Origin of the sequence: Devosia psychrophila, assembly GCF_000971275.1 — a bacterium.
In the GTDB taxonomy this organism is placed as follows: domain Bacteria; phylum Pseudomonadota; class Alphaproteobacteria; order Rhizobiales; family Devosiaceae; genus Devosia; species Devosia psychrophila.
The window spans coordinates 15,625-35,511 of sequence record NZ_LAPV01000131.1; the positions used below are offsets into that span (position 1 = coordinate 15,625).

Annotated in this window: 21 protein-coding genes; 7 read left to right on the plus strand and 14 right to left on the minus strand. The window is 61.6% G+C overall.

Translation table 11 applies throughout. The features are described from left to right. Positions 1 to 309: 309 nt before the first annotated feature. The 3 genes from WH91_RS13295 to WH91_RS13305 form a co-directional block, all read right to left on the minus strand. Positions 310 to 1,521, minus strand: a complete 1,212-nt coding sequence (locus WH91_RS13295) for an O-antigen ligase family protein (RefSeq protein WP_046171497.1) — start codon at positions 1,519 to 1,521, stop codon at positions 310 to 312. Positions 1,522 to 1,614: 93 nt separating this feature from the next. Further along, positions 1,615 to 3,009 (minus strand): L-serine ammonia-lyase, encoded by a 1,395-nt coding sequence (locus WH91_RS13300; protein WP_046171498.1) that lies wholly within the window; start codon positions 3,007 to 3,009, stop codon positions 1,615 to 1,617. Positions 3,010 to 3,048: 39 nt separating this feature from the next. Then, complete coding sequence (locus WH91_RS13305) at positions 3,049 to 3,762, minus strand: SDR family NAD(P)-dependent oxidoreductase (protein WP_046171499.1); 714 nt, start codon at positions 3,760 to 3,762, stop codon at positions 3,049 to 3,051. Positions 3,763 to 3,911: 149 nt separating this feature from the next. On the opposite strand from WH91_RS13305, the gene WH91_RS13310 reads away from it, so the two are divergent. Together WH91_RS13310 and WH91_RS13315 are read left to right on the plus strand one after the other, a co-directional pair. Beyond that, entirely contained in the window at positions 3,912 to 4,514 is a 603-nt protein-coding gene (locus WH91_RS13310) for an alpha/beta hydrolase (protein WP_046171500.1), read from the plus strand. A gap of 84 nt (positions 4,515 to 4,598) precedes the next feature. Next, positions 4,599 to 6,365, plus strand: a complete 1,767-nt coding sequence (locus WH91_RS13315; protein ID WP_046171501.1) for a sensor domain-containing diguanylate cyclase — start codon at positions 4,599 to 4,601, stop codon at positions 6,363 to 6,365. Between the two features lie 453 nt (positions 6,366 to 6,818). Here WH91_RS13315 and WH91_RS13325 read toward each other — a convergent pair whose 3' ends face one another. Both WH91_RS13325 and WH91_RS13330 read right to left on the minus strand, forming a co-directional pair. Beyond that, a complete protein-coding gene (locus tag WH91_RS13325; protein WP_046171503.1) occupies positions 6,819 to 7,115 on the minus strand; it encodes a GNAT family N-acetyltransferase in 297 nt (98 codons plus the stop codon). A gap of 12 nt (positions 7,116 to 7,127) precedes the next feature. Then, a complete protein-coding gene (locus WH91_RS13330; protein ID WP_052952830.1) occupies positions 7,128 to 7,829 on the minus strand; it encodes a DedA family protein in 702 nt (233 codons plus the stop codon). A 108-nt stretch (positions 7,830 to 7,937) separates the two neighbouring features. Between WH91_RS13330 and WH91_RS13335 the strand changes: the two genes are divergently transcribed. Continuing rightward, complete coding sequence (locus tag WH91_RS13335; RefSeq protein WP_143078112.1) at positions 7,938 to 8,333, plus strand: RidA family protein; 396 nt, start codon at positions 7,938 to 7,940, stop codon at positions 8,331 to 8,333. A gap of 71 nt (positions 8,334 to 8,404) precedes the next feature. On the opposite strand, the gene WH91_RS13340 is transcribed toward WH91_RS13335, so the two are convergent. From WH91_RS13340 to WH91_RS13350, 3 genes are all read right to left on the minus strand, one after another. Then, a complete protein-coding gene (locus tag WH91_RS13340) occupies positions 8,405 to 9,256 on the minus strand; it encodes a fumarylacetoacetate hydrolase family protein (RefSeq protein WP_046171504.1) in 852 nt (283 codons plus the stop codon). Positions 9,257 to 9,350: 94 nt separating this feature from the next. Further along, the gene (locus WH91_RS13345) at positions 9,351 to 9,785 is read right to left on the minus strand and encodes an RbsD/FucU family protein (protein WP_046171505.1); all 435 of its coding nucleotides are present in this window, start codon (positions 9,783 to 9,785) and stop codon (positions 9,351 to 9,353) included. A gap of 22 nt (positions 9,786 to 9,807) precedes the next feature. Beyond that, a complete protein-coding gene (locus tag WH91_RS13350; protein ID WP_046171506.1) occupies positions 9,808 to 10,557 on the minus strand; it encodes a GntR family transcriptional regulator in 750 nt (249 codons plus the stop codon). Between the two features lie 115 nt (positions 10,558 to 10,672). On the opposite strand from WH91_RS13350, the gene WH91_RS13355 reads away from it, so the two are divergent. Together WH91_RS13355 and WH91_RS13360 are read left to right on the plus strand one after the other, a co-directional pair. Continuing rightward, the gene (locus WH91_RS13355; protein WP_046171507.1) at positions 10,673 to 12,223 is read left to right on the plus strand and encodes a UxaA family hydrolase; all 1,551 of its coding nucleotides are present in this window, start codon (positions 10,673 to 10,675) and stop codon (positions 12,221 to 12,223) included. Further along, complete coding sequence (locus WH91_RS13360) at positions 12,223 to 12,840, plus strand: class I SAM-dependent methyltransferase (protein WP_046171508.1); 618 nt, start codon at positions 12,223 to 12,225, stop codon at positions 12,838 to 12,840. Before WH91_RS13355 ends, WH91_RS13360 begins: the two co-directional genes overlap by 1 nt. A 24-nt stretch (positions 12,841 to 12,864) precedes the next feature. On the opposite strand, the gene WH91_RS13365 is transcribed toward WH91_RS13360, so the two are convergent. From WH91_RS13365 to WH91_RS13390, 6 genes are all read right to left on the minus strand, one after another. After that, positions 12,865 to 13,497, minus strand: a complete 633-nt coding sequence (locus tag WH91_RS13365; RefSeq protein ID WP_244542365.1) for a class I SAM-dependent methyltransferase — start codon at positions 13,495 to 13,497, stop codon at positions 12,865 to 12,867. Continuing rightward, positions 13,494 to 14,408, minus strand: a complete 915-nt coding sequence (locus WH91_RS13370) for an SMP-30/gluconolactonase/LRE family protein (RefSeq protein ID WP_046171510.1) — start codon at positions 14,406 to 14,408, stop codon at positions 13,494 to 13,496. The genes WH91_RS13365 and WH91_RS13370 overlap by 4 nt, the downstream gene beginning before the upstream one ends. Positions 14,409 to 14,519: 111 nt before the next feature. Beyond that, a complete protein-coding gene (locus tag WH91_RS13375) occupies positions 14,520 to 15,701 on the minus strand; it encodes an alpha-hydroxy acid oxidase (protein ID WP_046171511.1) in 1,182 nt (393 codons plus the stop codon). 246 nt (positions 15,702 to 15,947) lie between these two features. Next, positions 15,948 to 16,751, minus strand: coding sequence for an anti-sigma factor family protein (locus WH91_RS13380; RefSeq protein ID WP_046171512.1), 804 nt, complete (start codon positions 16,749 to 16,751; stop codon positions 15,948 to 15,950). Next, positions 16,748 to 17,254, minus strand: coding sequence for a sigma-70 family RNA polymerase sigma factor (locus WH91_RS13385; RefSeq protein ID WP_046171513.1), 507 nt, complete (start codon positions 17,252 to 17,254; stop codon positions 16,748 to 16,750). Before WH91_RS13385 ends, WH91_RS13380 begins: the two co-directional genes overlap by 4 nt. 14 nt (positions 17,255 to 17,268) lie before the next feature. Continuing rightward, a complete protein-coding gene (locus tag WH91_RS13390) occupies positions 17,269 to 17,667 on the minus strand; it encodes a COG4315 family predicted lipoprotein (protein WP_046171514.1) in 399 nt (132 codons plus the stop codon). Positions 17,668 to 17,859: 192 nt separating this feature from the next. Here WH91_RS13390 and WH91_RS13395 point away from each other — a divergent pair, with 192 nt between their 5' ends. Both WH91_RS13395 and WH91_RS13400 read left to right on the plus strand, forming a co-directional pair. Continuing rightward, positions 17,860 to 18,453: a TRAP transporter small permease subunit gene (locus tag WH91_RS13395; RefSeq protein WP_244542366.1), complete on the plus strand. Its 594-nt coding sequence runs from the start codon at positions 17,860 to 17,862 to the stop codon at positions 18,451 to 18,453. Continuing rightward, positions 18,450 to 19,887 (plus strand): TRAP transporter large permease (locus tag WH91_RS13400; RefSeq protein ID WP_046171516.1); only part of this gene is annotated, 1,438 nt, incomplete at its 3' end. The genes WH91_RS13395 and WH91_RS13400, both read left to right, overlap by 4 nt.

Below are 19,887 nucleotides of genomic sequence, written 5' to 3' on the forward strand. Positions count from 1 at the left end.
AATCTTACAAATCAGCACTGATCCAAACACGGTACATTTATGATCTAACGACCCGCAAAGACCTGGACCGCGCAGGCAATCGGACTTAGCGAAGCACGCAAACGTGTGCAGCGACAGCAGTGCTATCAGACAGAACCTCCCCAAGACCGTGCCGTCAGCTACCGCCCTGTTGAACCAAACTGGTGAGAGCTTGTCGATGGGACGTCTGTTTGGGTCTGCTTCATCGCTATCCACCTGCCCCTGATATCGCTGCTGCTTAATCTGGGTTTTGGTAACCCATCCGATCCCGGCGCCATCTTAACTGTGGCCTTAGTGGCCACTCTGCTGGGCTGCGCCCTGTCCCAGTCGCCGTGCGCGGACAAGGAAGTAACCGAGAGCTACGGCATAGAGCATGGTCTGGGGCAGGATGCCGAAAGTGGCATTGCTGATGCCGAGCGCCAGTTGGCCGGTACTCAACAGCAAAGCCCCAAGAACGACCGGTTGATCCAGCCGCGCCCTGGGATCGAGCAGCAAAAAAAGCGGCGCGGCCAGCAACAGCAGCCACGCCAACAGACCCAGTCCACCCGCCATTGCAGCGAAATTGGCCCAGTCGGCATGCAGGTTTTCGAGCGTAAAAACCTCGCCCTGCTGCGGAAACAGCGTCTGTGCGGTAACCATGATCTGCCCGAGGCCAATGCCAACAATGGGCGAATTCTTCAAAATCTCGACCGCCGATGCATAGAGCGCTGCACGAATATCGTCGCTGCCACCGGTGAAGTGGAAAATGTTCAGCCCACTCTGGAAAATGCTGGTTGCGCGCTCATTGCCGCTGCCGACCAGATAGGCGACGGCCCCTATCGCTACGGCGACAGTGATCAGGGCGGCAATGGGATAGAGCTTTTCGCGCCAGAGAAAGATCGACAGCACGGCGATGCCAGTGACCGACATGACCATGGCACCCAGCATTGGCCCGCGCGAATCCGCAATTACGGCGCAACCGAGGCCAAGCACGGGCCCCAGCAGGAACAGATAACGCCACGGTGACTTGCCCGAGACGACCCCTACCATGGCAAGGCAGCCGGCCATTGCCGCCAGCGATCCGTAGTGGATAGGGTTGTTACCCATGCCAGGCCGATAGGCACCAAGAACAAAGCGTTCGTGTGCGCCGCCGACGAGTGCGATGAACACGGCCAAAAGGCAAATCATTGCAAACACCGTCGGGCTGGGCACCCACTTGGCCGGGCGCGCCAGCAGGCCAAGCGCTATAGTCGAGAGCATGGGCAGAATAAGTACGGGCGCCAGGATGTCTTGTTCGCCGCGATAGACGAAGGGCACGGCTGCGGCGACGAGCGCTATCGCCGCCATGATTGCCAGTGCCGTCGGGTGCCGGAAACTTGCTCGTTCGCGCCAGCCATACACCAGCAAACCGAGGATCGCGGCAATCAGCGCAATATAGCTGCCGATATAGGCCGGGTAGCCCGGTGGCAGGATGGTCGCAGCGACGGCGATGACGAGGAGGGCACTGGCAAAATTGAGGCGCAAGGACAGGCTCCGAAACGATGGCTGCAGGCCTAGCGCATGCCAGATTGGGGAACAAGTAGCGCCGACCGGTCAGCGGCTAGCGCAAATCTGCGATCAGCAGGCCACCACATTCACCGCCAGGCCCGCCAAACTTGTTTCCTTGTAGTTCTCGCTCATGTCCAGGCCAGTCTGGCGCATGGTTTCGATACAGGCGTCCAGCGGCACGGCGTGGGTGCCGTCGCCCTTGAGCGCAAGGGAGGCGGCGGTGACTGCCTTGACGGCGCCGAAGGCGTTGCGCTCGATGCAGGGGATTTGGACAAGGCCAGCCACCGGATCGCAGGTCATGCCGAGATGGTGTTCCAGCGCTATTTCGGCGGCGTTTTCCACCTGTTCGGGGGTGCCGCCCATGATGGCGCAAAGTCCGGCAGCGGCCATTGCAGAGGCCGAGCCGACTTCTCCCTGGCAGCCGACTTCGGCGCCCGAGATGGAGGCGTTGTGTTTGATGATGCCGCCGATGGCTGAAGCAGTGAGCAAGTAGTCGCGCACCGATTGCGGACCGGCCGCGGCGTTGAACTTTAGATAGAAGCGCATCACGGCCGGTATCACCCCGGCAGCGCCATTGGTGGGCGCCGTGACGACGCGACCGCCGCCGGCATTCTCCTCGTTGACCGCCATGGCATAAAGGCTCAGCCAGTCATTGGCCATCAACGGGGTGATTTCATTGCGCTGCCACTGGGCGTCGAGCTGGTTGAAGATGCCGCGCGCCCGGCGCTTGACGTTGAGCCCGCCGGGCAGGACGCCATCCTGGGCGATGCCGCGATCGATGCAGGTGCTCATCACCCCCCAGATTTCATCCATGCCGCGGTCGAGCGTCACCCGTCCACGGCTGGCCTCCTCGTTGGCGCGCTTCATTCCGGCAATGGACAGGCCCGATGCGGCCGCCATGGCCAGCATGTCCTTGGCGTTGGCAAAGGGGTAGGGCACGTCGGCCCGCGCGGGCGATGCGTGCTTGAACGCGTCGAGTTCTTCGGCGCTGACCACGAAGCCGCCGCCGATGGAATAATAGGCGCGGCGCAGCAGCAACTGGCCGTCGGTGTCATAGGCGGCAAATTGCAACCCGTTGGGATGGCCGGGCAGGGCGTTGCGCTTGTCAAACACCAGGTCGACCGCTGGCCGAAAACGATATTGGGCATGGCCGGGCGGTTGCACCACGCCGGAATTTTCCACCGTCGAGACAATGGCATCCATGCCGTCCGGATCGACGGTCTTGGGATCCTGGCCGCAAAGGCCGAGGATCACAGCACGGCCGCTGCCATGGCCGATGCCGGTAAAGGCCAGCGATCCATGCAGGCTCGCGGTGAGTGCTGCAGGTTTGGCGTTCTTGGCGCGGGGCCAGTCGCCGGACTTGAGTTCATCGAGAAAGCGCAGCGCCGCAGTCATCGGTCCCATGGTGTGGGAGCTGGATGGTCCGATGCCGATCTTGAACACGTCGAAAATGGAGAGGAACATCGCCGCACTCTGCACGAAAGTCGTGCGGGGTGCAAAGGCCTACCAGGGCAAGGGCAGGCCTGTGTGGTCCAGCAGCAGCCCGCTTTGGATGGGCCGCAATTCGTCTATTATGCCGAGCAGGCGTCGCGCCGCCGCAGCCGGTTCGACCGGCTCATGGCCCGCGGCACCAAAGGGGGCCGACAGGGACGTCGCCACCGTGCCCGGATGCAGCGTGACGCAAATGGCATCGGGGCGGGTGCGCCGCAATTCGATGGACGCGGTATGGACGAGCTGGTTGAGAGCGGCTTTGGCGGCGCGATAGCCGTACCAGCCACCGAGATGATTGTCGCCGATACTGCCGACCTTGGCCGACAGCGCGGCGAACACCGCCTTGCCCTCCCGGGGCAGCAGGGGCAGGAAATGCTTGCCCACCAGCGCCGGCCCGATGGCGTTGACGGCAAAGCTGCGGGCCAGCCCATCATAATCCAGCTGACGCCAGCTTTTTTCCGGCTGCATTGTGCCGTCATGCAGTAGGCCGGTGGCGACGACGACGAGGCGCACCGCCCGGCCTGTCGCGGCAACAGCAGCGGCGGCCCTGGCGATGGAGGCTTCGTCGGTCAGGTCCAGGTCATCGGCGCTGCGCGATAGTCCCAGCACCTGTTCGAAACCGCCGGAGGTCTCGAGTTCCTGCCGCATGGCCTGGCCGATGCCACCGCTGGCGCCGATGACCAGAGCCAGTCCGCCGGGTGGAAATGACTGCATTTCGTGGGTCATCGATTTCGGTCTCCGGGGCTTTTTACGCAGGCATGGCCGTTTTGGTTCAGCATTGTTCCACTTTATGGGACAGTGCGTGGCCAAGGCGGACGGTTGCCCTTGCAAGCAGCGCGGCCAATATAGCGTACAAACAGGTTCAGGAGACGGGTATGGCCGAGTATCACTATCGCGAAGACAAGGGTGCAGATGCGACTGCGCCGTTGTTCTTGGTCTTTCATGGCACCGGCGGCGACGAAAACCAGTTTTTCGAGCTGGCCGGCGAGCTGTTGCCTGGCGCGCGCATTGTCGCCCCGCGTGGCGATGTCAGCGAAGGCGGTGCCCTGCGTTATTTCCGGCGCACCGCCGAAGGCGTCTATGACATGGACGACCTTCGTTCGCGCACCGCGCAGATGGTGGACTTCGTCATCGCGAGGCAGGTCGAAAGTACTCCCCGCAAGGTCATCGGGCTGGGCTATTCCAACGGCGCCAATATCCTTGCCGCAGTGCAATTTGCCTCGCCCGGCCTGTTTGACGCCACGGTGCTGATGCATCCGCTGATCCCGTTCACGCCGCCGAAGGTGGATCTTTCCGGCAAGCGCGTGCTGATCACTGCCGGTCAGCGCGACCCCATCGCCCCAGCCGCCGCCACGCAGGTGCTAAGCGATTATTTCGCTGGCAATGGCGCCGATACCAAGCTGTTCTGGCATCCAGGCGGGCACGAGCTGCGACAGGACGAGCTGCGCGAGACCAAGGCTTTTACCGAAGCGCTTTGAAGTTTCGGCCGAACAGAAAAGCCTTAACGAAAGCTAGAGAGCTATCCCTTAGAAATGCCCCATGGCCTTTTGGTCGCAACGTGCATGGGCGAGGGCAGTTCCATCGGCCTCAGAGAGACCATAGCCAGCAGTCTGCGTGGCCGCGTGCTGATCCTGGTGTTGCTGGGATTTGCCGCGGTGGCGGTGCCTGCCTATGGCGCATTCAACTGGATCGTCGCCTCGACGGTGATCCAACTGGGCACGTTGTTTGCCGAAAAACAGGTGCTCTACGACCGCTATCGGGGCCTCGACGCTTTGATGCGCGAGGTCACGCTGGCCGAAACTCTCGCCGGGTCGCAGTCGATCCGCGATTGGGCCAATGATGAGGATGACGCTGCGCTGCGTCGCCGCGGCATTGCCGAGCTTGAGCATTTCCGGCAGTCCTTTGCCGACAAAAGCTACTTTTTCGTCATCAACGATTCCGGCAACTACTATTTTAACGATGCGGCCAATGCCTATGCCGGTGGGCAGTATCGCTACACGGTGAGCCCCGACAACCCGCGCGACAATTGGTATTATTCCACGGTGGCGCTGGGCGAGGGATGCCACCTCAATGTCGATAACGATGCCAATCTGCGCGTTACCAAGGTCTGGATGAATTGCGTCATCCGCGAGGGGCGACGCGTGCTGGGCGTACTGGGCACCGGCATCGACCTGACCAGCTTCATCCAGGAAGTGGTCAATGTCCCGCAGGTCGGCATCACCTCGATGTTCGTCGATCGCCAGGGTGCGGTGCAGGCGCATCGCGATCAGAACATGGTCGATCTACGCAGCCTTACGGCGGAGATGAGCGCCAAGCGGACCGTGTTTTCGCTGATCGACCGTCCGGCTGACCAGCAGGCGCTGCGCGAGTTGATGGAAACGGTTGCCGCTGGCAAGGCCGTGGCGCAATCGCGCTTCATGATGGTGGATGGCAAGGAGACGCTGGTTGGCGTCGGCTATCTCGACAAGCTCGGTTGGTTCAATGTCACCTTGATGGACATCGACGCCATCATCGACAAGCGGCTGTTCCTGCCGATCGGACTGCTGCTCGCCGCTGTCATGGGGCTCGTGGCAGTGGTTATGGTGCTGGTGTTCAAGCAGCAGGTGCTCGACAGGATCCGGGGGCTGCAACTCGTCGTTCTTGAGGCCCGAAACGGCAATTACGGTCCAGCGCTGGCGATGAGTGCTGGGACGCAGGACGAAATCGGCCGGCTATCCGGCGCATTCACCGAAATGGCGCTGGCGGTCAGCAGTCACACCCAACAGCTGGAAAGCCGCGTGCGGCAACGGACTGAGGAGCTCGAAGCCCTGGCGTTTCGCGATGGCCAGACTGGCATTGCCAATCGTCGCGGTTTCCTCTCCGTCTTTGACGAAAGCGAGCCGGCGCAGCGAAGAGGCCTTCTGTTGGTCGATATCGACCACTTCAAGTCGATCAACGATACGTTCGGGCACACCGCAGGCGACGCGGTGATCGCCGAAGTGGCCCGTCGCATCGCTGCCTCGATAGGCGCTGATAATATTTGCGCGCGCTGGGGCGGCGACGAATATATCGTCCTGCTGCAAAACACGGCACCGCAATTGATCCGGGCAGCCGCCTATGGCGTCATCGCCGCGATCAACGAGCGGCCCGTCGCACTGCCGGGGGGTGACGAAGTGTTGGTAACGGTCAGCATTGGCGCCTGCCTCGCGGAAGCCGGCGACAGTATCGAGACGGTCACCGAAATGGCCGATGCTGCCCTTTACATGGCCAAGGATGCTGGACGAAATCGCGTCGTCACCTTCGATCTCGATGCCATTCCCAGGCTGCGTCCGCGCAATACAGCGACTTAGGATGCGGCGCGCCATGGTCTTGGCCCATTGGGCGATTGACGCGGCGGCGAGCGCCTGCCAGCCTCTAGGTCCCCGTTCGAGGACCGACAATGCTGCTGCCCCGCCTTGTAATCCCAGCTCTGTGGCTGCCAATCGCTACGTTGCCGGCCCGTGCCGCCAGTTTCGATTGCGCCCCGACGATCACCATTCCTGGGGACATGTTGGACACCATCAAGGCGCACACGCAAGAAGCGATCCGCTTCGGTCTCTGATGCAGTTCAAGGTCACCCAGTCGCGATACCGGCCCGAAAAACGACGTCTTGAGTTCACTGCGTCGGGCGAACGAAACGGCTGTGTCTTTACAGTTGTCACCGACGTGATCTGCATGAAAGAGCCGACGACGCCGGAGCATATCCACCTCGTGGCCCTAGCGCGACTGATGGAGATTTTCCGGCAGCGGAGTGCCTCGGGGCACTAGGCGCGCAGGTCGGCCCATTCGGGATGGCGGCGGAACTGTGCCACGACATACGAGCAGACCGGCGTGATCTTGAAGCCCTGCTCCCGGGCATCTGACACCGCCTTGCTGACCAGCTTGGCCGCAATGCCGCGACCCTCATATTCCGGTGGCACGCCGGTATGGTCGATCGTGATGGTGCCGTTCTCGTCCTTGCGGAAGGTCATCTCTGCCTCGACACCCGGCGCCAGGTGAATGCGATATCGGCCTCTGGTGGCGCCGTCTTCCCGCTGAACGATCAGTTCGGGTTCGGTCATGGCAAATATCCCTTAGTGAGAGCTGTCCCCTGTCGCCCAGCGCGCCTGGATCGAGCGGCCGAAACCGCCCAGCCAGGGTGCGAAAAACAGCAGGATGCGGCGATAGGAGTGCAACAGCATGAACAGCGCGGCGAGGATCAGCGTTCCCACTACGATGACCAGTTCGAGCGACAGGCCCATGGATTTTAGCCAGCCGGTCAGCAGCATGCCTGGCAAGATGTGCGCGGCCGCCCAGACAAAGGCCGAGGTGACGTTGATGATGGTGAAATGGCCGTATCGCATGCCCATGATGCCGGCCACGCCGGGGATCACGGCTTTCACGCCGGGTATGAAACGACCAATGAACACTGCCTTGCCGCCATGCCGCGCAAAGAACTCCTCACCCTTGGTGATCAGCGGGCGGTGGTTGCGGAAGGGCCAGATTTCCTTGATGGAATCCTTGAGGAAATGACCGATGGTGTAGGAGATGGCGTCGCCGATGATGGCGCCGATCACTGCAGCAAAATACACTTCCCAAAACGGCAAACGGCCCTCGGCAATAATGCCGCCAGCCATCAGCAGGATTGGCGTCGAGGGTACAAACAGCCCGAGGACGAAGACGGCTTCACCAATTGCCACCGCGAAGATGAACCAGAAGGTCAACCAGAAATTGCCCGAGATCGCATCGAGAAAACTCTCGAGATAGGCGGAAACTGTATGGAAGATATCGAACATTGATGGTTGCGACTCTGGACGCCTTTGCGGGATAGCTACCTGGCGACCAATGACTATATGGCCGTCCGGGCTTTGCCGCTCAAGCACTATCGCATAGGAATGTCAGTCATGAGTCAGCTTCTGCATCACATAATTGCGTCCGGCCCTCGGCCGGTCGCTCCTTTCTCCCATGCCGTCGAGGCAGACGGCTGGATATTCGTCACCGGCCAGATGCCGACCAACCCCGCAGTCCCAGACGCGCCTTTGCCCGACGGCATCGAGGCGCAGATTCGGCGCGTGGTCGAAAATCTCAAGCTGGTGTTAGGCGGCATCGGGCTTGGGCTTGAGCATGTCACCATGGTCCGCATCTACCTGACGCATTTCGAACGCGACTATGCCGCGCTCAACATCCTATGGCCGGAGTTTTTCGAAGTGGGGAAATTGCCGGCAAGAACCACTGTAGGGGTGACGGCGCTGGCGGTGGGCGCTTTGGTCGAAATCGACTTGGTCGCCAAGCGGCCGTAAAACTCTTCTCCAGTGTCGCAGTCGACACCCTCCCCCTTGCGGGGGGGAGGTACAGCGCAGTGGCCTCGACGCTAGGCCGAATAAGCCTTCACATTCTGCTGCTGTTCGCCCAGGCCTTCGATACCCAGGCGCATAACATTGCCATGCTTTAACCAGACCGGGTTGGGCTTGATGCCCATGCCGACGCCGGGCGGGGTGCCGGTTGAAATGATGTCGCCCGGCTGCAGGCTCATGAACTGGCTGACATAGGCCACCACATGGGCGACGCCGAAGATCATCGTCTTGGTCGAGCCGTTCTGGTAGCGGTGGCCATCGACTTCGAGCCACATGCCCAGCTGCTGGGGATCATTAACTTCGTCCTTGGTCACCAGCCAAGGGCCGATCGGGCCAAAGGTGTCGCTGCCCTTGCCCTTGTCCCAGGTGCCGCCGCGTTCGGTCTGGAAATGGCGCTCGGAGACGTCGTTGACGACGCAGTAGCCGGCGACATGATCCATCGCATCGGCCTCATCGACGTAACGCGCTTCCTTGCCGATAACGACGCCGAGTTCGACTTCCCAGTCAGGCTTGATCGAGTTCTTGGGGATGATGACATCGTCATTGGCGCCGATGATGGCACTGGTGGCCTTCATGAAGATGATCGGTTCGGCCGGGATGGCAGCGCCGGTTTCCGCTGCATGGTCGGCATAGTTGAGGCCGATGCAGATAAACTTGCCGACGCCACCTACGCAGGGGCCGATGCGCTGGCCGGCATCGAGAATGGGCAGTACGCCGATATCCACGGCGCGGATTTTTGCCAGCCCTTCGGGTGTCAGCGTCTGGCCGCCGATATCGCCGACGATGCCGGAGAGATCGCGGATGGAGCCGTCTTCGGCGAGGATTGCGGGTTTTTCAGAGCCCTTGGCGCCGACGCGCAATAGCTTCATGGATCAATACTCCCATTATATCTGAAATGAGCCATAGCCGCCCACTTGTTATTTTGTCGAGGGCGACCTTGGTTCAATCGGTTCGCCTCGGGGCCTATTCGCCGGGACGAATGACGCCCTTCTTGAGCAGGATATTGCCATACAGCCGGCGCTCGCCGGACTGGATGATGGCGTAGCCCTTCGAGACCCGCTCGTAGAAGGCAAAGCGCTCCATCGAGCTCAGCGCCATCTTGGGCTCGTGGCGTTTGACGATGGAATCCATCTCTTTCATCACCGGCTCGCGCTGTGCGGCGCTACCAACGACCTGCATGCAGATGGCGGCTTCGTCGACGAAGTCGTCGAGCGGCATCACGGTCAGCACGGCATCGAGCACGTCGGTGACGCTAATGCCGTCCATGCGGACCAGCAGCGGCCCGGCGGAGTCGCCGGGATAGTTCGCATCGACGATGGCGATTTCGTCGCCATGCCCCATGGCGCGCAATATGCCGAGCAGGTCGGGTCCGAGAATCGGTGGAATATTCTTGAGCATTGGTAGGCCTCCTGGGACCAAATTATCCGAAGGGAAAACTGTCGCTGTCGCTGCCTAGCGTCTCGCCATCGGCAAAAACGGCGGGATGCTCGCGGGCAAAGGCGAAGAGCTCGACCATCACCGCGTCGATATGGGCGCGCATGGCTTTCGAGGCCAGCACTGCATCGGCGGCAAGAATGCCGTCAAAAATTGCCTGATGCTCGGCAATTGTCAGTGCTAGCCGCCGGGGCGTGATGATCAGCCGTCGCGCCCGGTCGAGATTGGCGCGCGCCGAATCGATGATGGATTTGATGCGGGTAAACTTCATCGACGAAAAGATGATGTCGTGGAATTCGATGTCGATCTGATGAAACGCCTCGGCATCGTCGTGGTTTGCCGCTAGGCGTTGCGCGGCCAGATTGGCGTGCAGTTCATCGATTAAGCTGGCGTCATGGCTGCCGATCAGCACGCGCAAAGCCTCCGATTCCAGCCCCTTGCGGATCAGCATGTATTCGCGAACGTCGGCGATGCGCACTAGTGATACGGTCGAGCCACGCTGTGGGGCGATATCGACCAGCCCCTCGATCTGCAGCCGCGCCAGCGCTTCGCTCACAGGAAAACGCGATACCCCCAGCTCGGCGCAGATCAGCGTCTTGTCGATCAGGCTGCCTGGCGGCAGCGCCAGCGTCACGATGGCCGTACGAATGGCATGGGTGACGTCAGCCGTCACGCTACCGCGCGTCAGCGTCGCTGGTCTGGTCAGAAAGGAGTAGGAACTTGTATGGCTGTTCATGCTAACATGTTAGTTAGAAGCAAGGTGCCTTACAATGGCCGATGCTGCTGGATCACTCTGGCGGCAAACCGGGCCGGCGTAAAGCGAAGTTGAGACCGTCCCTGAAAGTGCCGCCATGTCCGAAACCATGATCCGCCCACGCCCGACCACGTTGGTGCTCAATCCATCCGACAATATTGCGGTGGCTCTTGCCAATCTCGATGTCGGCACCGCGACTCCTCAAGGCGTCAGCATCGTGCGCCGTGTGCCGCGCGGTCACAAGTTTGCCACCCGGTTCATCACGGCCGGCGAGCCGGTGCTGAAGTTTGGCCAGATCATAGGCTTTGCCAGCGAAGCGATCATCCCAGGCGACTGGGTGCATGAGCATAATTGCGGCATGGGCGGCGCCGACGGCACGCTTCAGCACGACTACGCCTTTTCCCAAGGCGCCATTGCCCCCGAGATGCTGCTGCTCGACCAGCGCGCCACCTTCGAGGGTTATCGCCGCGCCAATGGCAAGGTCGGCACGCGCAACTACGTCGGCATTCTCACCTCGGTGAACTGCTCGGCGACGGTCGCCAAATTCGTCGCCGAGGCTATCAATCGCTCGGGGCTGCTCGAAGATTATCCCGAAATCGACGGTGTCGTGCCCTTCGTGCATGGTACCGGCTGCGGCATGGAAAGCCGCGGCGAGGGCTTCGATATCCTCAAGCGCACGCAGTGGGGCTACACCTCCAATCCTAACCTCGGCGCGGCTTTGCTGGTCGGTCTCGGCTGCGAAGTGTTCCAGATCGGCCGCATGAAGGAAATGTACGGCCTCGAGGAGGGCGACACCTTCCAGTCGATGACCATCCAAGAGCGCGGCGGCACCAAGAAAATGATCGAGTGGGGCGTCGAGAAGGTCAAGGAAATGCTGCCCATCGCAGCCGCCGCCCGGCGCGAAACCATGGATGCATCGCACCTAATCCTCGCCCTGCAATGCGGTGGCTCCGACGGCTACTCCGGCATCACCGCCAATCCGGCGCTGGGCTATGCGGCCGATATCCTGGTGCGCAACGGCGGCACGGCAATTCTCAGCGAAACACCGGAAATCTACGGCGCCGAGCATCTGCTGACCCGCCGCGCCATTAATCGCGACGTCGGCGAAAAGCTGATCAGCCGGATTCACTGGTGGGAGGACTATACGCGCCGCAACCATGGCGAGATGAACAACAATCCCTCGCCAGGCAACAAGCTGGGCGGGCTCACCACCATTCTCGAAAAATCGCTCGGCGCCGCGGCCAAGGGCGGCACGACGCCGCTGACCGCGGTCTACGAATATGCCGAGCCGGTCACCGAAAAGGGCTTTGTGTTCATGGACACGCCCGGTTTCGATCCGGTTTCGGCAACAGGCCAGGTTGCAGGCGGCGCGAACCTCCTCGCTTTCACCACCGGTCGCGGCTCGGCCTATGGCTGCAAGCCGGTGCCGTCGATGAAGCTGGCGACCAACTCGGAAGTCTATGCGCGCATGACCGACGACATGGACATCAACTGCGGTGACATCGTCGAGGGGGTTTCCATCGAGGACAAGGGCCAGCAGATCTTCGACATGTTGCTCGACATCGCCTCGGGCAAGCATACCAAATCGGAAGACCTCGGCTATGGCGACAATGAGTTTGTGCCGTGGCAGGTCGGGGCGGTGATGTAATGGCGGACCGGGAAAGTCATTGGCAGGGCGTTTACACCACAAAAGCGGAGGATAACGTCAGTTGGTTCGAGGAGAGCCCGGACCTGTCCCTGGCGCTACTCGCTGAGGCGGGGCTTGTATCGCAGCATGCCGTGGTGGATGTCGGCGGTGGCGCCTCGCGGCTGGTCGATGCACTGGTGGCCGTTGGCCAGCAGTGGGTCAGCGTCCTCGACCTGTCACAGGCAGCGCTCAATACCGCGCGGAGCCGTCTGCTGCCTGACGCATCGGCGGACTGGATCGTGGCCGACGTTACCGCATGGCAACCTGAGCGTCACTACGACTATTGGCATGACCGGGCCGCTTTCCATTTCCTGACCGAGCCGGCAGATCAGGCCGCCTATGTCGAGGTTCTTAAGCGGGCTCTCCAACCCGGCGGCGTGGCCATCATTGGGACTTTTGCGCCCGATGGCCCGGAAAAATGCAGCGGTCTCGCTGTTGCCCGCCATGACAGCGAGAGCCTCTCCAATGTAATGGGCGATGATTTCGCGCTTATAGCACAACGGCGTCACGACCATACTACCCCCTGGGGCAGCGTGCAGAAATTCCAGTTCTGCACCTTTCGGCAGCGCATCGGGTAACTGGATAGTCGCGCATAGGTCGGTTCATGCGTATAGCCGATACACAGTCCCCACGCGATGCTTGGTGTCGCGTGCATCGCCGACGTCACCCACCGGGTAGGTCGCTATCGCAGTCAGCCGGTCGATGGGCAGGTCTCTGCGTCCGGGGTCGCCGATCAGCACTTCGATGCCCGCTGCGGCGCACCGCTGCAGAAACGGCAGCATGCGCCGGGCAACGTTTTCGAGATAGAATACGTCGCCGCCTAGGATGAGGTCGATGTGGGTTAGGGCGTCGCCCTCGATATCCACATCTACCAGCGGCAGGGTGATGCCGTTTGCTGCTGCGTTGAGCGTGATTGCGGCGCGACCATTCAGGTCGATTTCTGCGGCGCTGGCTTGGGCTCCCAGTTTCGCCGCGATGATGCCCACCAATCCCGAACCGGCTCCGAGGTCGAGCACGCGCTTGCCTCTCACTTCCTCTCTATGGGTCAATATATGCTGGCTCAAGGCCAACCCGCCGGCCCATTGATACGCCCAATAGGGCGCCGCATCGTCCGGCGTTATCAGCCGCGACAGCCGGCTGCCGGGATGGGCGGTGTAGAGGACCACGCCCGGTAGCGATGGCACCGGCTCCAGCTTGAGATTGGCGCGGATGAACGCTGCCGGGCTTTGGCTCAAGGGCGTTGCAATCCCGTGGCGCTCACATAAGTGCTCATCAAATACTGGCTGCAGGTGATGAAAAGCCGGTTTCGCCGCGGTCCGCCGAACACAACGTTCGACGTCTTGGCCCCGGTCTTGATGCGGCCGAGTAGCGCGCCACCGGGGTTGTAGACATTCACTCCAAGCCCTGCGCTGGTCCAGATATTACCCTCGGTGTCGAGCCGGAACCCGTCAGAGAGCCCGCAATCTATGTCAGCGAACACCCTCGGATTGTTTAGCTTCGACCCGCTGACATCAAACTGGCGGATTTGTGCCGGCCAATCCGGGTCGTGGCTCTGACCGGTGTCAGACACATAAAGCAACGATTCATCGGGCGAGAAGGCGAGGCCATTGGGCTTGGCGAAGTCATCGGCCACCACCATCAACGAGCCATCGGCCGGATCGAAGCGATAGACGAAACAGCCGTCCTGTTCCTGGTCGGATTTATAGCCCTCGTAGTCGCTGATAATGCCGTAGCTCGGGTCGGTGAACCAGATCGTGCCGTCGGATTTGACCACCACGTCATTGGGTGAGTTCAGCCGCTTGCCCTGATAGCGATCGACCAGCGTCGTGATGCTGCCATCCCATTCAGTGCGCAATACGGCGCGTGCGCCATGCGAGCAGGAGATCAATCGCCCCTGCAGGTCGCGGGTATTGCCATTGACGAAATTGGACGGCGTGCGGAACGGAGCGACGCCGAGTTCGGGCACCCATTTCAGCATGCGATTGTTAGGAATGTCGCTCCAGACCAGGTAATTTCCGTCGCCGAACCACACCGGCCCCTCGGCCCAGAGGCATTGGTCGTACAGCACCTCGAGCGGCGCATTGCCGATGGTCAGATCACTGAATTTCCTGTCGATAATCTCGAGCGCTTCGCCGCCGATAGCCATGCCGTTCCTCCCGGTTTTGCGGCGCATTTGAAGGGAAGCGTAGGGCGGTGGCAATACCGAACTCGTGGTTAATGGCCTCGCGCCGCCGAGGGCCACTCCACAATGGCGCAATCATTTCACGAGCGGTGCGTTGCGGGGCGGTATGTCGTTGGAATAGATATTGTGCAGGCCGACGTTGAGAATGTCGCGTTCGCCGCACAGGGCCATGGTGGTATCGAGTTCCTTGGCGATGATGTCGAGCACGCGGGTGACGCCGGCTTCGCCACCGGCGCCGAGGCCATAGAGCATGGGCCGCCCGATGAAAGTGCCCTTGGCCCCATAGGCCAGCGCTTTGAGCACGTCCTGGCCGGAGCGGATGCCGCTATCGAGATAGACCTCGGTCTTGTGGCCGACGCGATCGATGATCTCGGGCAGCACGCGAATGGTCGAGGGTGCGCCATCCAGCTGGCGGCCGCCGTGATTGGAGACGATGATGGCATCGGCGCCATTGTCGATCGCTGCCTGCGCATCGTCGGGATCGAGCACGCCCTTGACGATGACCGGACCGCCAAAGCGCTGCTTAATCCAGCGCACATCGCTCCAGCTGAGCGTGGGGTCGAACTGGCTGGCCGTCCAGGACGAGAGCGAGGCCAAGTCGTGGTCGCCGCCGACATGGCCGACGATGTTGCGGAAGGTGTGGCGCCTGGTGCCCAGCATGCGGGCGCACCACAGTGGGTGCTGCATCATCTGCCAGATCGAATAGGCGTTGAACTTGGGCGGCGTCGAAAGGCCATTGTGGATGTCCTTGTGGCGCTGGCCGAGAATCTGCAAGTCCATGGTCAGGACCAGCGCCGAGCATTTTGCCGCCTTGGCGCGGTCGATCAGGCGCTCGATGAAGCCGCGGTCGCGCATAACGTAGAGCTGGAACCAGAATGGCGCGGTGGTGTTTTCGGCAATGTCCTCGATCGAGCAGACGGCCATTGTCGAAAGCGTGAAGGGGACGCCGTATTTCTCCGCGGCCTTGGCAGCTTTGATCTCGCCATCGGCAATCTGCATGCCGCCAGTCGCGGCCGGGGCGATCGCCACCGGCATGGTGATTTCCTTGCCCAGCATCGTCGTCTTAAGGTTGCGGCCTTCGAGATTGACCGCGACCTTTTGCTTGAGCTTGATCCTGTTGAAATCGGTCTCGTTGTCGCGGTAGGTGCCCTCGGTATAGCTGCCGCTGTCGGCGTATTCGAAGAACATTTTCGGCACGCTGCGGCGCGCCTTGGTCTTCATTTCATCGACGGTGAGAATCTTGTCGAGCGCGGCCATGCCTTGAAAACTCCGGGGACTTTCCCTGCCCTAACAACTAACATGTTAGTCGTCAATGCGACGCGCCGAAGCGCCGCCTGTGGTGCGGGCTTCGGATCGCACCGTGCGATGGGTTGCCCTGGGTCGAGCCCAAGAGAGAAAGGGTGGGTGGCCCGCATGGTGTCAGATGCAGGTATCAGGTGCAGGAAGGCCCTCACTCGACCCGAAGGCGGCTCGACCTCTACCGCCACCGGGCGAGGCAAGATACTATCCTCGATACGGACGACCTGAACTGACATCGCCTTCGGTCAACTGCGAGTAAACCGCGCCCGCCACCGCCTTCATCCGATCTTCGGGAAGGGTGCCAACCACGGTGCAGGTGATGCGGGCATTGGCCCAATAAAACGCCTCGGTGCCCTCATATGAAGTGAACTTGTAAGCCGGTTCGCGGCCTGGCAGGGCGGCGGTGACATAGATGGTGACGCGCTGCTTGGCGGCATCCTCATACATCAGCTGCGCCGCGCGTCCGCCGGCATCGGGTTCGCCCGGCAGCAGGCGCCCGCCGACCAAGGCGAAGCCCTGCGCGTCGAGGTTGGGCATGCCCAACGTGGTCTCGAGCCGGTTGGAAAGCCAGGTGCTAAGGTGCTCGCTGTCATCGCTGCCGACTTCGACGGCATGGCGGTTTTCGGCGACATAGACCGTGTGGGCATTGACCGCGTCGGCGATCAGCATGGCGCTGGCCGGCCGTGCATCGAGAAGCGGGCGGACGAACCAGCCAGCCGCGAGCCCGAGGCCAACCAGCACCATGGCGGCAGCAGCCCAGGCCCAGCCACGGCTCCGGCGTCGCTCGATCTCTGCAGCAAGGCGCCTTGGGCGCAACCGGGCCGGCACCGGCTCAGCACCCGCAGGCGCAAACATGGTGCGAATAGCGTCATTCTGGCGCTGGACCAGCGCTGCTTCGACGGCGGCTTCGGGGTTGGCAGCCAGATAAACTTCGACGGCAAGGCGGTCGCCATCGGGCAATTGCCCGTCGCAATAAGCCATCAGCATGTCGCGAGAAATCTGCGTCATTTGACGGTCCTCAAATGCGGTTCGGCGGGCGTGCCGGTGATTACGCGCAATGCAGCGCGGGCCCGGCCCAATCGGCTCATCAGCGTGCCGATTGGCACCTGCAGAATGTCGGCAGCCTCCTGATAGGGCAGGCCTTCAAGGGCAACCAGCAGCAGGGCCTCCTTCTGCTCAAGCGGCAGGGTTTCGATGGCGCGGGCCATTTCCGCCAGGGCAAGATGCCCTGGTTGCGGCGCCGGCGTTGCAAATTCGGGTACGGAGTCGATATCGACCTGCTCGCCCCGCCGATGGTAGGAACGAAGCGCGTTGCGATAAAGGTTCAGCAGGATGGTAAAAAGCCAGGCGCGGACCGGTCCGGTGGGCCGGAACAGCCCGCGCTTGGCAATGGCGCGTTCGAGGCAATCCTGTACCAGGTCATCGGCCAGGTCGACATTGCGCGTCAGCGCCCGGGCATAGCGCCGGAGAGCTGGAACGCAGGCTTCAACCTGGTCGAGGAAATGGTCCACGGAATGCCTAGACTTTACTCGACGGCAAGATGCCAGACGCCGCCGACGCCGTCACCCTTGATGTCGCCAGCGGCCATGTCTTCGTACCAGTAATACAGCGGCCAGCCCTTATGGGCCCACATGGTGGCGCCATCGTCGCGAGTGGTCACGGTGAAGTCGCCCTCGGCAGCGGTCGCGGCATCGGCCATCAACGGCGGCCACTTCACGGCGCACTCGCCGTTGCAGACGCTCTTGCCGTCGCCATTGGTGTCCTTGTCGAAGGTATAAAGTGCCATGCCATTGGCATCGGTCAGCACCATCTTGCCGCCGATATCGGTGGATTTGACGGCGCCGCCAAGATAGTCGGCAGCGAAGGCGGGCATGGCGAAAAGAGCCAGTGCGGCGGCACCGGCGAGAAGCGAACGAAACTGCATGAGTGTTCCTCCAGGTTGCGGGACCGCCATAGCGGCCCTCAGTAAACTCAACACCGCCTCTCGGGAAATAATCCTCGCTCCGGCAAAGAAAGCCACATTGGGGGAAGCGCAAACCTTGATTTGCAAAAATCCAATGGCGTGCCATGAAGTAACGAGACGCACACGACGGGGAGGTCGAAGGTGTCGATAGCCTTGCGCATTACGCGCGTGATCGACGAAATCAGCCGTCGGGTCGGACTTGTCGCCGTCTGGCTGGTGCTGTTCTCGGCGCTGACCAGCGCCTTCAATGCCCTGTTCCGGTATTCCGTCGCGGCGATGCTGTCGCTAGAGCGCTCGATCGGCGGCGGCGTGTTCGGCGGCATGGTCTATATCTACACCCACTATTCCAACGTGCTGTCGGAATCGGTCTGGTACATGTTTGGCGGCATGGTGATGCTCGGCGGCGCTTGGACGCTCAAGATGAACGAGCATGTCCGCGTCGACCTGGTCTATGGCGCGGTCAGCGAGCGCACCCGCACCTGGATCGACCTGTTGGGCGGGCTGTTCTTCCTGATGCCGCTGTGCATCCTGCTGATCTATTTCACCTGGCCGTGGTTCATGCAGGCCTGGACGCAAAACATCTATTCCAACGCCGCCGGGGGCCTGCCGCGCTGGCCGGTGCGGCTGATGCTGCCTCTCGGCTTCGGCGTGCTGATGCTGCAAGGGATCGCCGAGATCATCAAATGCATCCTCGCTTTGACCACCAGTTACGTCCGCGAATTCGCCTATGAAAAACCGGCTCAATGATTGATTTTATTCGCGAGAACATGGCGCCGATCCTGTTTGGTGGCCTGGTGCTGTTCCTGCTTATCGGTTACCCGGCGGCTTTCTCGCTGGCGGCGGTGGGGCTATTTGGCGGCCTCGCCGCAATCGAGCTGGGGCTGATCGGTCCGCAGTTCCTCGGTAACCTGACCTATCAACTCTATGGCGTGCTTTCCAACGAGCTGTTGCTGGCCATTCCGTTTTTTACCCTGATGGGGGTGATCCTCGAGAAAAGCGGCATGGCCGAGGACCTGCTCGAGGGCTTCGGCCAGTTGTTCGGCGGCGTACGCGGTGGCCTGTCCTATGCGGTGATCATTGTCGGCGCGATCCTCGGCGCCATCACCGGCACGGTCGCCGCCTCGGTCATCGCGATGGGCCTGATCTCGCTGCCGGTGATGATGCGCTATGGCTACAATATCCGGCATGCCACCGGCGTGATTGCCGCCTCGGGAACCATTACCCAGCTCATTCCGCCCTCGCTGGTGCTGATCGTGCTGGCCGATCAGCTGCAGCGCTCACCGGGCGAAATGTATATCGGCGCGACGGGTGCATCGATCGTGCAGGTCCTGCTGTTCATGGGCTGGGTGTTCGTCCTGTCGATCATCCGCCCGCAGGACGTGCCGGCATTGCCGCCCGAGGCGCGGACGCTCCGCGGCTGGGCTTTGTGGAAGGTGATCATTCGCGGCACGGTGCCGAGCCTGGCGCTGATCTTCATCGTGCTGGGCACAATCCTTCTGGGCCTCGTCACGCCAACGGAAGCTGGCGCCATGGGCGTGGTCGGGGCGTTGTTGCTGGCCTGGATGAATGGGCGGCTGACCTGGGCTGTGACCTGGGGCGGCATGCTGTCGACCATGCGGCTCACCGCAATGGTGGTGTTCATCCTGCTCGGCGCCCGCGTTTTCACCCTGGTATTCCAGGGCGTCGGCGGCGGTCACTGGATCGAGGAGTTGTTGTCCAACCTTCCGGGCGGCGTCGTCGGCTTCCTGATCTTCGTCAATATTTTCGTTTTCATCCTGGCGTTCTTCCTCGATTTCTTCGAGATCGCCTTCATCGTCATCCCGCTGCTGGCGCCGGTCGCCGAGAGCATGGGCATCAACCTGGTCTGGTTCGGCGTGATGATCTGCGCCAATATGCAGACCAGTTTCATGCACCCGCCGTTCGGCTTCGCACTATTCTACCTGCGTGGCATCGTCCCCCGAGACAAGGTCAAGACCACCGACATTTATATGGGCGCCATTCCGTGGCTGGTATTGCAGTTGATCCTCGTCGGACTGCTGATCGCCTTCCCGCAACTGGTGACTTACTTCCTCGACACCCCTGTGGACGTCGATCTCGACACAATCCACATCGTGCTGCCCTCGACAGGTGGCGCCGAAACCCTCCCCGGCTTCACAGCCCCACCACCTCCCAGCTTCGGCC